Here is a 14806-nt window from a genome sequence, read left to right on the forward strand (position 1 = left end):
GCGTCCGCGCGGCCCTGCCCTGCCGCCCGGTGCGTCAGCCGCTAGTCACCGAGCGCCGCCAGCTCGCGGCTGAGCTCGGGGTGCTCGGCGTCCTCCTCGAGGCCGCGCCGCAGCATCGCCTTGGCCTTGGGCGTCTCGGACAGCATCACGTGGGCGCGCGCGAGCCCGATGTAGATGTCGCCGCGGCGCAGCAGCCCCGACTGGTCGGCGTTCTGCAGCAGCATGGTGCGGTAGATCTTGAGCGCCTCTCGCCACTCGCGCTCGCTCTCGTGCACCGCGCCCAGCGTCATCAGCGTCTCGACGTTGGTGGTGTCGACGCGGTAGGCCTCCTGCAGGTACTCGCGCGCGCGCTCGCGGTTCTCGCGTCGCAGCTCGATCTGCGCCAGACGCGTCAGATAGCCGGCGATGATCTTGCTGCGCTTGCCACGACGGCCCATCTCGAGCAGCCAGTTGTACATGCCCTCGGCCTCGTCGAAGCGCTCCGCCGCGAACAACGAGCCCGCGATGCGACGGTTGATCTCGGGGTCGTCCTGGACCTGCTGGTAGATCGGCGCCAGGGCCTTGAGCGCGGCGTCGGGCGCATCGAGCCGCTCGAGCAACAGGTCGATGCGCTCCAGCGCGAGCTCGCGACGCGCGGCGTCGTCGGTGGCGCCGCGCTCGATCTGGGCGAGCAGCTCGACCACGTCGGACCAGCGCTGCTCCTTGCGCGCCAACGCCAACAGCTCGTCGGCGACCACGCGGTTGTCGGGGTCGAGCGCCCAAGCCGAGCGCAGGTGCTCGCGCCGCGCGTCGGCATCACTGCCCGCGGCCTTGGCCAGCCGCAGGTGCAGCTGGGCCCCGATGGAGCCCTGCGGCTTGCAGTCGACGGCGCGCTGCAGCGTGATGCGCATGGCCCCTTCGTCGCCGCGGGCCTCGTAGACCGCCGCGAGCGCCAGCAGGCCCGGCACATAGCCCGGATCGAGCTCGAGCATCTCGTCGAGGATCTCCTGCGCACGCTCGGCATCGCCGAGGTGCTCGGCCAGCAGCTCCGCCAGCCGCGAGGCGTTGGCGCGGTAGCCGTCGAGGTCGCCACGGGACTTCGCGCGGTCCATGCGGTCGCTCAACAGATGCGAGAGCTCCGCAAAGCGCTCCTCCTTCTCGAGCAGCCGCTCGAGCGCGACCTCGGCCCCCGCGTGCCCCGGCTGCTCGGTGAGCAGCTGCTGCAGGCGCTCGATCGCGTCGATCGGATCGCCCAGGCGGTCCTCGGCGATGCGCGCGAGCTGCTCGAGCACGAGCACACGGTCGCCACCCTCGGCGGCGACCAGCTTGCGCTCGAGGTTGTCGCGCACGTCGTTCCAGCGGCCGAGCCGGCGCAGCAGCACGTCGAGTTCCTCGAGTGCCTCGCGATCGTCGGGGTCGTCGGCGATGGCCTCCTCGAGCACGGCGACGGCGTCGTCGGGCGCATCGAGGCGATCGACGTGCACGCGTGCGAGCCGCAGCCGCAGCGCGCGACGCTCGTCGCCGTCGGGGCTGATCACGATGCGACGTCCGAGTGCGTCGACCAGCGCGCGCACGTCGTCCTGCTCGCCGAGCAACCCGAGCAGGCGCTGCCAGCCCCGCGCGTCGTGCTCGTCGGCGTCGAGCGCCCGTTGCAGGGCCTCGAGCGCCAGCGGCACGTCGTGCAGCTGGCTCTGGGCCACGTTGGAGGCCTCGTGCCACAACGCCGCCTGGCGCTGGGGGTCGGCCTCGAGCTCGGCGGCGCGGCATAGCCAGCGGTGCAGCGCATCGGCGCGGCCGGCCCCCCGCGCGGCCTGGAGGCCCAGCTCGATCGCGTCGCCGCGATCGGGATCCGCGGCGATGAGGTCGTCGGCGAGCTGCAGTGCAACCCCGGGCTCGTGCAGGGTCTCGAGCTGGAACGCGGCCGTGCGCAGCGCGAGCTGCAGCGGCAGCGCGCCACGGCCACGACCGGCCGCGATCGCCTGCACCAACATCGCACCGGCGTGGGACGCCAACGCGCCGCGGCCGAGCGCGAAGACCCGATCGGCGACGGTCTGCGAGTCGGGATCGATCGCGAGCAGCTCGCCCCACGTGGCCAGCGCTCCGGCGCCGTCGCCGGCCTGCTCGTGGGCGGTCGCCAGCTGCTCGAGCAGCCGCGCCCGCTCGCTGCCCTCGGCGCCGCGCAGGCGTGACTGCACCACGCGGGTGATGCCGACGGTGTCGGCGTTGGCGGTGTACGCCGCCTCGAGCGCGTCCAGCAGCGCCGGCTCCGGGGTCTCGCTGCTCGCGAACAGCTGCTCGAGCCCACCCAGCGCATCGCGGCCGCGCTGCAGCTCGAACGCGTCGCCGAAGGCCTCGAGCGCGCCGGCGCGATCGCCCTGGCCCACCAGCACGTCGCCCAGCCGCACCAACGCCGCCGCACGGTCACCATCGGCGGCGGCCTGACGGGCGGTCTCCACGAGCACGCGCCGCAGCGCGTCGCCATCGCCGACCTTGCGGGCCAACCGCTCGGTGCGGGCGCACACCGCCGAGCTGGCCGCGCCCTGCTCCACCAGCGGCATCAGCAGCGTCAACGCGCGGCCGGCCTCGCCGAGGATCTCCTCGCACAGCTGCGCGGCGTAGATCGACATCGCCGCCACCACCGACGCCGAGCGCCCGGCCTCGGCGGCCTTGGCCTGCAGCATGTCGACGTGCTCGGAGCCGGCCCCGAGCTGCACCGCGAGGCGACCGCCATGCTCGAGCACCTCGGGCAGCGCGTCGTCGTCGACGACGTCGAGCTGCGCGACCGTGGCGGCCAGCGCACCGTGGGGGTCCTCGAGCCGCTCGAGCCGCAGCCGCGCCAGCGCGCGCAGGGCCTCGGCCTTCTCGGCGGGGTCGTGGGCGAACTCGACGCGGTGGGTCCGCACCACCGCGAGCTCGGTCCACCGCGCCGCGGCCTCCAGCCTCGGGATCACCAGCGCCGCGGCGGCGTCGTGGTGGGCCTCCGTGGCCGCGATCGCAGCGACGTCCACCAGCGCACCGTTCGAGGCCGGCAGCAGCGCGAAGACCTGCTCGTAGGCGGAGAGCGCCGCCGGCACGTCGCCGATGGGGCCGGCCTGCAGGCGCGCGACGTCGAGCAGCAGCGCGGCCCGCTCGGCCTCGCTGCGGGCCAGCTCGGCGCGACGCTCGAGCACATCGACCGCCTCGCCGTGTCGCGACTCGGCGAGCAACGCCTCGCCCAGCAGGGCCAGCGCCTCGACGTCGTCGCCGGTCTCCCCCAGCAGGGCCTGCAACACGTCGATCTCCGCGCTGCGATCGCCGCGACCGCGGTGCAGCGCGGCCAGCTCGAGGCGCAGCGCGCGACGCTCGACGCCGACGTCGGCGACCTCGACCTGACGCTCGATGACGTCGATCAGCTCGGCGGTGCGACCACTGCGGGCGTAGGTCCGCGCGAGTCGACCGAGCGCCTCGCGGTCGCCTGGCGCCAGCTCGAGCAACGACACCCAGCTCGCCAGCGCGTCGTCGCTGCGCTCGAGGGTGTCGTCCTGCAGCAGCGCGCGACGGCGCAGCAGCGAGATGCGCTCGTGATCGTCGGTCGCCAGCGCGACGCGACGCGCCAGCACGTCGACCAACCCGACGTGATCGCCGGTCTGGGTCGAGGTGACGTCGAGCAGCGCGAGCGCCTCGGGCTCCTCGGGATCGAGCTCCAGCGCCGCGCGCAGCTGCTCGATCGCCGCGGCCGGCTCGGCGAGGCCATTGCGCAGCCGTGCCGCCCACACCAGCAGCGAGACCCGCCGGTCGGGATCGGCCGCGAGTGCCTCGGCCCCGGCCGCAGCGACCAACGCATCGGCAAGGCGCGACTCCTGCTCGAGCGCGGCCGCCAGGCGACGCGCCTCGGCATCGAGCCGCACCAGCGACTCGCTGGGACCGGGCTCCGCGAGCGCGCGCAGCAGGGCCCCGAGCGCCGCGTCGTGGGTGTCCTGCGAGCGCTGCTGCAGCGCCGCGAGCTCGAAGTAGAGCTCGTGCCGCGCGTGCGGATCGGCGGTATGGGCCAGCTGCCACTCGTCGATCTCGACCAGCCGACGGGTGTTGCCGGCCTGCTCGTAGATCGGGCGCAGGATCGCCAGCACGCGTGGGCGCGTGGCACTGCGGACCTGGGCCACGCGCTCGAGCATCGCGACCGCGTCGCGATCGCCCGGCACCTCGGCGAGCATGTTCTCCAGGGTATCGACCGCGCCGTCGCCGTCATCGAGCGGTCCGTCCTGCAGCTGCGCGATGCGCAGCGCGACGCGGTTGCGGTCCTCGGCGTCGGGTGTCCGCGCGATGCGGTCCCTCAGGGCGTCGAGCAGCTCGGCATGGCGGCCGGTGTCGCCGAGGATCTGCTCGAGGCGACTGCGCCCGAGCTCGTAGTCGGGCCGGATCTCGAGCATGCGCTGGTACGCGCGCGCGGCCTCGGCGGGGTCCTCGAGCAGCTCCTGGGCCAGGGTCGCGAGCTTGCGCAGCAGCTCGAGCTGCCGCTCCTCGAGCGGGTTGCGATCGACCTCGCGCCAGTAGAGGTCGGCGAGATCACGCCAGGCCTCGCCCTGGGTGAGCGCGACCTCGAGCTGGCCGAACACGTGGCCCTGCTCGGGGCGCGCGTCGAACAGCCGCTGCAGCAGCGGCACCGCGCGCAGCGGCTGGCGCAGGGTCCCGGCCCACAGCTCGGCGGCCTCGCGCACGATCGCGAGGGTGTCGTCACCGTCGTCGTCACGGTGCTCGTCGACGTGCCCGGTCAGCAGCTCGGCGTAGCGGGGCGTCTCGCCGAGCACGCCGGCGAGGCGCGCCAGCTGATCACGGACGTAGCGGTTCTCGGGCTGCTCGCGGAACAGCCGCGTGTAGCTCTCGAACGCGCGATCGAGATCCTCGAGCTGCTCCTCTTCGATCTGCGCGATGCGCAGCAACAGCTTGCTTCGCGCGGCGTCGTCCTGGGCCTCCGCCAGTCGGATCTCCTGCACCTGGATGAGCCGCGGCCAGTCGGCGACGGCGGCGAACACCGGCTCGAGCATCTCGGCCACGCGCCCACGCATGCTCGGGTCTTCGAGGTAGCGGCCGAGCTCCGCGGTCGCGCGCGCGTGCTCGGGGTCGAGTCGCAGGGCCGTGCTCAGGTGCCGGATGCCGGCCTCGGCGTCGTCGAGCTTCTCGCCGAGCAGGCGGCCCAACCGCAGGTGGGTGTCGACCGCCGCGCGGCCGCTCTGGCCGGCGAGCTTGCGACCGAGGTGGGCGGCGAGCTCGCGCCAGCGACCGGCGGCCTCGTACAACGGCTCGAGGGCGGCCTGCACCTCGGGCGCGGCGAGGCCACCCGCCGACAGTCGCTCGTAGAGGGCGATCGCGTCCTCCGGGCGCTCGAGCTGCACGCGGGTGAGCTCGGCGGCGCGCACGAGGTAGCGGTCGCGCAGCTCGACGTCGCTGGCGCGGTCGGCCCGCGCGGCCAACAGGTTCGCGAGCGACTCGTGCTCGCCTTGATGCAGGTAGATGCGCTCGAGCGCATCGGCGGCCTCGGCGTCGCCCGGCGCCAGCGCGAGCACGCGCTCGTAGGCGCTGCGGGCCTCGTCGAGCTTGCCGAGCCGATCGAGCGCGACCTGCCCCATCGACCGCAGCACGCGCTGCTGCAGCTCGGCCTCGAGGATGTGGTCGACCGTCGCCGCGTAGGCGTCGAGCAGCCCTTGCGCGCGTGCGGCCTCGGCCCCCAGCGCCTCGACCTTGGCGAGGATCTCGGTGAGCTCGGGCTGGTCGGCGGCCTCCGCCATGGCCTCGCACAGCACCGCGAACGCGCGATCGGGATCGCCGATGCGCTCCTGCTGGGTCTTGGCCACGCGCAGCAGCGCCGCCAGGCGCCGCCGGCCCGAGGGCTGCTTGCGGGCCTGCAGCTCCTCGAGCGCGAGCAGCTCCGGCCAGTTCTGCTCGGCCTCGTACAGCGGCAGCAGGATGCGGATGGCGCGTTCGCGGGTGTCGTCGACCTCGAGGTAGCGCGTGACCTCGCGGCGGGCGGCCGCGTGGGTCGGCGAGAGATCGAGCACGCGCTTGAGCAGATCGAGCGCGTCCTGCCCGCGACCGAGCCGCTGCCCCACCACCACCGCCGTGCGCGTCAACAGCTCGACGCGCACCGGATCGCTGTCGGCCAGCGTGATGAGCCGCCGCAGGCCGTCGTCGACGTCGGCCCACCGCTCGAGCCGCTCGTTGATCGCGACCAGGGCCGACAGCGCGAAGATGTTCTCCTCGCGGCCGGGCTTCAGATCGAGGATCGACTGGAATGCCCACAGGGCGCGCTGCTGGTCCTGCAGCTGGTCGCGCTGGATCTCGCCGATCTGGCGGAAGATCTGCGCGCGGGTCTTCACCTCGGTGATGACGCCGACGCGATGCTCGAGCACCTCGCACAGTCGCTCCCACTCCTGCTCCTCGAGGAACAGCCGCTCGAGTGCGTCGAGGCCAGGGAGATTGCCGGGCTGCAGATCGAGCACCTCGGAGTAGGTGATGGCCGCGCCGACGCGGTCGCCCAGCTGCTCCTGGATCTCGGCGATTTCGAGTCGCACCGCCACGTGGGTCGCCGTGTCGGACGAGAACCGCAGGAGCGCGCGCTTGGCCTCGACCAACGCCGGGCCGTCGCCGGCCTCGAGGTGCAGCCGGCACAACGCCTCGACGGCGCGCTTGGCCAGCGCAACGTCGTCGGGCTCGAGGGCGAGCAGGTCGGACCACGCGGCACGGGCCGCCTCGGCGTCGTGGAGCTTGCCGTCGGCGAGCTCGGCGAGCCGTCGGGTCAGATCGATGGCGAGCGCACGGTCGCCGCCGGCCTGGGCGAGCGCCTGCCGCCAGGTCTCGACCAGCTCGAGTGGGCGCGACAGCGACAGCCCCAAGCGTTCGACCTCGGCGCGGGTGTCCGCGCGGCGCACGTCCATCGCGTAGGCCTCGCGCAGCGTCGCGAACGCACCGCCGGCGTCGGCGAGGTCGTGCTCGCGCACGCGGGCGATCTCGACCAGCTGCGTGATGGCTTGGTCGAGGCTGCCCTGCTGCTCGGCATGTTCGCGGCGCACCGAGAGCACGCGGATGCGGCCGGCGTGATCGCGCCGTCGCACGTAGACCGGCTCGAGCAACGCGGCCGCCTGCAGCTGCACCTCGGCGACCCCGAGCAGCTCCTCGAGCAGGCCGCGTGCGCGCTCGTCGTCGGGATCCTCGCCCAGCACCTGACCCAGCAGATCGGTGGCGCCGAAGGCATCGCCGAGGTCCTGCATCCGCAGCGTCGCGCGGCGCACCTGCAGCGCGCGCGCGCGGGCCGAGTCGCGCTCGAGCTCGGCCCAGCGCCCGAGGGTCTCCTCGAGCTTGATGCGATCGCCGCGCTCGGTGCTGTGCTCGTACATCTCGGCGAGCAGCTCGATGGTCGGAACGTCGTCGGGGATCAGATCGAGCAGCTCCTCGGCGGTCGCGATGGCGCGTGCAGGATCGGCCAGCCGATGGCGCGAGAGGTCGATGATGCGCGACAGCAGATCCTTCTGTTCGCGGGGGTTGAACGAGACGTCGGCGCGGCGGCGGTACAGCTCGCGCAGCTCGGCATCGGCCCCACGCGCGCGCAGCAGCGTCTCCTTGGCCTCGTAGGCGCCCTGGTGGGTCTCGTCGGCGTCGAGCACCTCGCCGTAGGCGGCCTCGGCATCGGCCGGGCGCTGCAGCTTGTCGCGCAGCATCGCGGCGTACTCGAGCAGCATGTCGCGGCGCAGCGTCGCGCGCTCGCGTGGGAGCGTGCGGCCCTCGGACTCGGCGGCCTCGGCCTCGGCGGCCAGTGCGGCCAGCACGTCGGCGTAGGCGGCCGCGACGTCCTGTGGGCGCCCGAGGTCGTTGCCCAGGCGCGCGAGCACCTGACGCGTGTTCCACTCGCGGGGATCGATGCGGAACAGCTCGCCGCGGATCCGCAGCGCGTCGACGCGGCGCTCGGGCATCTTCTCGTAGATGCCCGCGAGCTGCTCGAGCAGGCCGTGACGGACCTCGGGATCGGTCTCGGCCGCGACGATGATCTCCATCGCCTCGGCCTCGCGCGGTCGATCCTCGACGCGGCGGTAGTACGGCAGCAGCCCGCGCATGATCGCCAGCGCGCTGGTCGGGTCGGCGGTGCGCAGCTGCTCGAGCGCTGCGACCGCGCCGCGGTGCTCGGGCTCGAGCTCGAGCACCGCCAGGAAGCCGGCGGTCGCGGCCGCGGGATCGGCCAGTCGGGTGGCGTGGATCTCGGCCAGCTCGAACATCAGCGGCACCGCGCGGCCGCCCTCGTGGGCGAGCTGCTGCTGCAGCACCTCGGCCAGCGACGACCACTGTCCACGGTTGCGGTGGATGCGGGCGAGCGACTCGAGCGCGGCGGCGTCCTGCGCCGCGATCGCGAGGATGTCGCGGTAGGTCGAGACCGCCGCGTCGAGGTCACCGAGCTGTTCCTCCTGCAGCCGCGCGAGCTGACGCAGGGTCGGCAGGCGACCCTCGCCCGCGGGCTCGACCTCGAGTCGGCGGCGGTAGACCTCGGCGAGGTCGTCCCAGCGGTGGGTCGCCGTATAGATCGACTCGAGCGCCCCGATCGCAGCGGTGTCGTGGGGATCGAGCGCGATGATGCGACGGTAGTAGCGCTGCGCGTCGTCGGGCTTGGACAGCTTGTCGCGGGCGATCACCGCCAGCTTGTCGAGCAGCACCAGGCGCTCGTCATCGGCGACCGCCGCATCGGCGATGCGCTGCTCGAAGATGCGGCTCAGCTCGTCCCAGCCGTCGGCGCGCTCGGCCGCCGCCTCGAGCCCGCTGCGCAGCGTGGCGTCGGTCGGCCGCAGGCGGTAGGCCTCGGCGGCCCACTGCAGCGTGAGGGTCGGCGAGGCCAGCTTGTCGTGCGCGACCTGCCGCAGCGACTCGACCAGTGCAAGCCGCTCGTCGTCGTCGGACGCGGCGCCCAGCAGCACCTCGTAGGTCCCCAGCAGGCGGGCCCAGTTGCGTTGCTCGCGGTAGATCGGCACCAGCTCGCGCGCGACCTCGATGTTGTCGGGCTGGATTGCGAGCGTGCGCTCGAGCGCCCGGACCGCCCGCTCGGGCTGGCCGAGCGGACCCTGGCACAGCTTGGCCACGCGACGGTACAGCGCGACGCGGGGCTCGGTCGCGGCCAGGCGATCGGCGGCGCTCTGCAGCACCTCGACCAGATCGTCCAGCCGGCCCTGCGCTTCGTACAGCTCGTGCAATCGATCCCACGCGCCGTCGGCCACGAACGCATCGCGGAGCCGCCGCAGCGCCCGCTCGTGTCCGGGCTCGAGGCGCAGCAGCTCGGACCACACCGGCACCGCGTCGACGCGGCTCTGCAGACGGTCGCTGTAGATGCTGCCGAGCGTGGCCAAGAGCGCGGGCGCGGCCTCGACCGGCGCACCCGCGAGCTGGCGATGCAACACCTCGGCGGCGTCGTTCCAGCGCGACTCGCGTTCGTACAGTCGCAGCAGACCCGCCAGCGCGGTCGGCTCATCGCCGTGGTGCTCGAGCACCTCGCCCCACGCGGCGATCGCCTCGCGGCGGTCACCGAGTCGCTCCTCGGCGAGGTGTGCGAGCTCGAGGCGCAGCGCGAGCGCGGCCTCACCCTCGCGCTCGTCGAGTTCCTGCCGACGCAGCGCGATGAGGGCCCGGAAATCGCGCCGCTGCTCGTGGATGCGCGCCAGCAGGCCGCGCGCGCCCTGGTCGCGCGGCGACAGCTGCAGCAGCGTCTGCAGCGGCTCGAGGGCGCGCTGGGGATTGCCCAGCTGCTCGAGCCAGATCTCGGCGACCTTGCGCAGCAGCTCGATCTGCCGCGGCTCGTCGCCGGCGTCCTTGGCCGCCGCGATGCGCCGCTGGTAGACCCCGAGCAGGTCATTGTTGCGACCCGCCTTCGCGTAGGTCTGCGCGAGCGCATCGAGGCTGGCCTCATGCCACGGATCGACGTCGAGAATGCGCTGCAGGGTCGCCAGCGCCATGGTGTCGAGCTTGAGGCGGTCGCGGTACTGCGCGGCGATCTCGAGCAGCTTGTCGATGCGCGCGGCGTCGGCGGTGGCACCCTCGCCGAGGCGCTCGCTCTCTTCCTTGAGCAGCTCGACCAACGCGGTCCACTTGCCGCTGTCACGGTAGAGCCGCTCGAGCGCGGCCGAGGCCCGCGGATCGTAGCCGTCCTCGCGCAGCACCGAGCGCCAGGTCTCGATCGCGCGATCGATCCCGCCCGGCTGCGACTCGGCCAGCGCCGAGACCTCCTGCGCCAGCGCGAAGCGGGCCTCGGGGTCCTTGCTGGCCCGCCGGGCCTGCACGAGCACCTGGATCAGCTGTGCCACGCCCGACTCGCCGGCGAACTGCTCGCGATAGAACGCCAACACCTCGGTGTGGGCCGGCTCAGAGCGACGCACGCGACGGAAGTACGGCTCGGCGAGCGCGGGCTGCCCGGAGCGTCGCCACAGCAACGCGCCGGCGACCAGCGCGACGTCGTTGCCCGCGTCGTCGCGGGGGGCTCGGGCCGCGATCGCCTTGGCGGTGTCCTGCAGCTCGGTGGTGTCGACGCCGTCGACGATCATGCGACCGAGCAGTCGCGCGGCCGCGAGCCCCGACGCGGGCTCGTCCTTCATCGCGATGCGGGCGGCGGCGAGGTCGTGATCGGCGACCGCGGCCGCGAGCGCCTCGCGGGTGGTGTCGTCATCGGCACGGAGGTGATCCAGCAGGGCAGCGCGCGCGTCGGCCATGGCTCGTCGATCCTGGGCCGGGCGGGTCGCGGACCTGGGCGGTCCGCCGCACCGGCGTGGTTCATGGGGATTCGAATCCCTGCCCCGTCGACCGTGCGGGCCTTCGGGTAGGGGTCGAAAGCGTAATGGCGGCGGTGTTTCGGTTCAACGGCTTTGGTGCTCGGGTCGCACCGGGGCGAACCTCGCTACCGCAGCGCCGCGAGCACGACCGCGGCCGCGGCCGAGACGTTGAGCGAAGCGATCGCGCCACTGCGCTCGATCGTCACCTGGAAGTCGCAGAGCTCGCGCGTCAGCCGACGCATGCCGTCGTGTTCGCCACCGAAGACGAGCACGAGGGCCTCTGGCAGGACCCCAGGGCGTGCGGCCTCGGCCAGCGGCTGCCCGCCCTCGGCGACCGTGCCGACGATCCACAGGCCTTCGTCCTTGCAATCCCGCAGCGCCCGGGCGAGGTTGCCGACCTCGGCCATCGCGAGGCGCTCGGTCGCGCCGGCCGACGCACGCACGGCGGCGGGCGAGAGCGGCGCGCTGCCATCCTTCGACCACAGCGCACCCGCGACCCCGAAGAACTCCGCGCTGCGGAGGATCGCGCCCTTGTTGTGGGGGTCGACCACACCGTCGAGCGCGACCAGGCGCGGGCGCGGCCGCGCCAGGGCGGCGGCCACGAGCTCGTCGAGCGCGACCACGGGCGGCGGATCGGCGAGCGCGACCATGCCCTTGGCAGGGCCGTCGTCGGCCAGCCGTGCGAGTCGCTGGGGATCGGCCAGCTCGATCGCGATGCCGGCCGCGCGCGCCTGCGCGACCACGGCCAGCTCCGCGCGCGCGGGCGCGACCAACAGTCGACGCACGCGCGCGGGCGCCATCGCGAGCAGCTCCGCGATCGCGCGCTCGCCCGCGACCACGTGCGTGCCCGCGCCTGCGCCCGCGCGATCACCCGGTCGGCGCGTCTTCGACAACGAGCTTGCCCCCCTGCACGCGTACGATGACGACCGGCTGCGCGCTGGCCTGCGCGCCGCCGTCGAGCGCCAGCGCGAGCGCGCGGAACACGAGCAGCGCGTGGTCCGGCGCCGGCTCGCCCTGTCGCCGGGCGTAGGCCTCGGCGAACGCCTGCCCCTCACCGCTGGCGGTCGCGGTCGGGGCCACGAACAGCCCACCCAGCACCTCGTGGCCGACGCTGGCCGCCGACTCGCTGATGCCCTCGGCGGTGGCGAGCACGAGCGGCCCGCCCTTGGCCCCCGGGCCCTTGCCGTCGCGGGCGAGCTGCCGCAGCAGCAGCTCGGTGCGCGCGATCTGATCGCCGATGACGATCGCGACCTTGGGCGACAGCGACCCGAGCAGAGGGTCGGTGGTCGGCGCGAAGCTGGTGGTCGTCTCGGCGTAGGTGAACGACTTCGGCTTCGCGAAGCCGACCTGCGTGGCGCGGTCGGCCGCCGCCGCGGTGACCCGTCGGCCGTAGCCGTTGTCGGGCACCAGCACCACCACGCGCTGGGCCCCGTGGCTGCGCGCGACGTCGATCAGCGCGGCCACGCGACGCTCGAGCGACGGCGCCGCGCCGCCGACCTCGGCGACCGGCTCGCCTGGGGTGACCAGGCGGGCGGCATCGCCGATGCGGGCCTTGGCCGCGCGCACGTTGGCGGCCCCCAACGGCCCGACGATCACGTTGGCCCCCGCAGCCACCAGCGCGGCCGCGCCCGCGGCGGCGCCATCGGCATCGCTGCCGGAGTCCTGCCACAGCACGTCGACCAGCCCGGGTGCACGCGCCGAGAGTTGATCGAGCGCGACCTCGGCCGCGGCCAGCTGGGTGTCGGCGAGCGCCGCGAGCGGGCCGGTGCGCGGCAGCAGCATGCCGATGCGCAGCGGCTCGGCCCGGCAGCGCTCCACCCACGGCGGGACCTCGCCGGCGGGCGCGGTGCCGGCGAGCGCATCGAGGCACTGCCGCGCCGCACCGCGCTGGCTGCCCGCGCGCTCGGCCACCGCGGCGCGGCCGATCGAGGTCGCGAGCGCCCCGAGGCGACGCTCGGCGAACGCCGCCGCCGCGTCCTCGGTCTCGATCATCGCGCGCCACTGCGCGTACTGGACCAGCGCCTCGGGGTGTCGTCCGGCGCGGTCGAGCCCGATCGCCTGCAATGCCGCGCGCTCGAGCGGCACCACGACGCCCTCGCGGGCCAGCGCCGGCTCCTCGAGCAGCACCAGCCCGCGCGCCGGATCACCGCTGCGGATCATCGAGCGCACGCGCGACAGCGACAGCGCCGAGATCGCGTCGGGCGAGCCGTCGCCGGCCGCGGCCGCGGCCGCGAGGATCTGATCGGTCATCTGGATCGCTTCGGTGTCGTGGCCGAGCGCGTAGGCGTGGCGTGCACGGGCTTGGATCGCCCACATCCGCAGCTCGAGCGGCGGACCGGCGGCGAGCAGTCGGTCGGCCGCCGCGCGGACCTCGTCGGCCGCGGGATCGCGCGCGAGCGCGTCCTGCAGCGCGCGCCAGTCGTCCGCGTAGGCCGGCGCGACCTCGGTGGGCCCGTTGCCGCGGAAGTCGCCCAGGTACACCGGCGTGGTGGTGCTGCCCTGGCCGTGCCCCGGTCGGCAGGCGAGCACGAGCGCAGCGGTGCCCCACGCAGCGACGAGGCGTCGCAGTCGGCGGCGGCGAAGAACAACCAACACCCGCATGGCCAGCCAGTTTAGGCGGTGCGGGCTCGGAGCACGAAAAGAACGGCGCGTCAGCGTGGGCCCCCGGGGTCGACCCCGTCGCCATGGTATATGAAGCACGACGATGAGCGCACCCGACGAGCAGGACGCACCCGACGCAGGATTCGGCGAGGCGAGCCGCTACGCGGCGCACATCGACCGTGGTTGGGCGCTGCTCGACAAGGGCGAGCTCTCGGCCGCGCGCACCAGCGTCGCCCACGCGCAGGACGTACGACCCGACGAGCCCGACGCCGCGCTCCTGCTCGGCGCGATCGCCCTGGGTGAGGGCAACGCCAACGAGGCCCTGCGCTGCTACGAGCGGGCCATCGAGCTCGACCCCGAGTACCTCGAGCCGTACGCCGCGGCGGCCGCGGTGTGCCTCTACGACCTCGACGAGCCACTGCGTGGCCTGCGTTACGTCAGCGACGCGCTCGAGCTCGAGGAGCTCGCGCCGCTCGAGGCGCTCGACCTCAACCTGCTGGCGGCCGAGTGCGAGCTCGCCAGCGACGACGTGATCGGCGCCCGCGATCGCCTGCGCGAGCTGGGTGGCATGGACGTGCTGCACCTGGCGCTCGAGCTGCGCAGCAGCGGCGCCGAGCCGGGTGGCGACGACGCGGCCTCGAAGCTCGGCGACGCCACCACCCGCGCCGCGGCGTGGGAGTTCCTCGCCTTTGATCCCGAGGGCGAGCCGCTCGAGGACGAGGAGCGGGCCGAGCGGGGCCAGCGGGCCATCGCGCTGGCGCTGCGCGCCGCGCAGCTGTGGATCGACGCCGACTTGGTCGAGCCCGCGCGGACGCTGCTGCGCCGCGTCGTCGGATGGTTCCCGCGCGATGCCGAGGCGTGGAGCCTGCTGGCCGAGGTCGAGTTCCGCACCGGCGCGCCGCTCGAGGCCGCCCGCGCCGGGCTGCGCACGGTCGAGCTCGACGCCGAGGTGCCGCTGCCCGACTGGACCCCGTCGACCGCGGTCGTGCACCGACGCGTGGTCGGCACCATCAGCAGCTGCGGCGATCCCCTGCTGGCGAGCCTGATGGACGGCCCGGGCGCGCCGGCGATCCTCGTGCGCGACCTGCCGCCGTCGGAGCTCGTGCTCGAGGGCGTGAGCCCGCGGGTCACCGTCATCGCGACCGCCTCGCGCGGCGCCGACGGTCCCGGGGCCGAGCCGCCCGAGCTCACCGGGCTGGCGGTGTATCGCAAGAACATCGCCCGCCTCGTGCGCGACACCGAAGCGTTCGACGACGAGCTGCGGCTGTGCGTGCTCGAGGAGCTGGCTGGCTTCTTCGCGCTGCCGACCCGTGCGCGGCGCAACCTCGGCCTCGATCCCATCGAGGCGCCGATGCGCGCGCTGCCCGATCGCGCCGACGACACGCTCGTGGAGAGCAAGCCCCCGCGCCGCAAGGGGCCCCGCAAGCGCAAGGACTAGTCCCTCGACACAGGGATTG

Annotated in this window: 4 protein-coding genes; 1 reads left to right on the forward strand and 3 read right to left on the reverse strand. The window is 74.1% G+C overall.

Going from position 1 to position 14806, the window contains the following annotated elements:
• Nucleotides 1-41 precede the first annotated feature (41 nt).
• From IPH07_06520 to IPH07_06530, 3 genes are all read right to left on the reverse strand, one after another.
• Entirely contained in the window at nt 42-10688 is a 10647-nt protein-coding gene (locus IPH07_06520; GenBank protein MBK6917036.1) for a tetratricopeptide repeat protein, read from the reverse strand.
• A gap of 185 nt (nt 10689-10873) precedes the next feature.
• Entirely contained in the window at nt 10874-11641 is a 768-nt protein-coding gene (gene rlmB, locus IPH07_06525; protein ID MBK6917037.1) for a 23S rRNA (guanosine(2251)-2'-O)-methyltransferase RlmB, read from the reverse strand.
• Entirely contained in the window at nt 11616-13349 is a 1734-nt protein-coding gene (locus IPH07_06530; GenBank protein MBK6917038.1) for an ABC transporter substrate-binding protein, read from the reverse strand. Before IPH07_06530 ends, rlmB begins: the two co-directional genes overlap by 26 nt.
• 103 nt (nt 13350-13452) lie before the next feature.
• Here IPH07_06530 and IPH07_06535 point away from each other — a divergent pair, with 103 nt between their 5' ends.
• Nucleotides 13453-14787: a hypothetical protein gene (locus tag IPH07_06535; GenBank protein ID MBK6917039.1), complete on the forward strand. Its 1335-nt coding sequence runs from the start codon at nt 13453-13455 to the stop codon at nt 14785-14787.
• Nucleotides 14788-14806: the final 19 nt, after the last annotated feature.

Source organism: Deltaproteobacteria bacterium, from assembly GCA_016709225.1.
GTDB lineage: Bacteria > Myxococcota_A > Polyangia > Nannocystales > Nannocystaceae > Xiheibacterium > Xiheibacterium phototrophicum.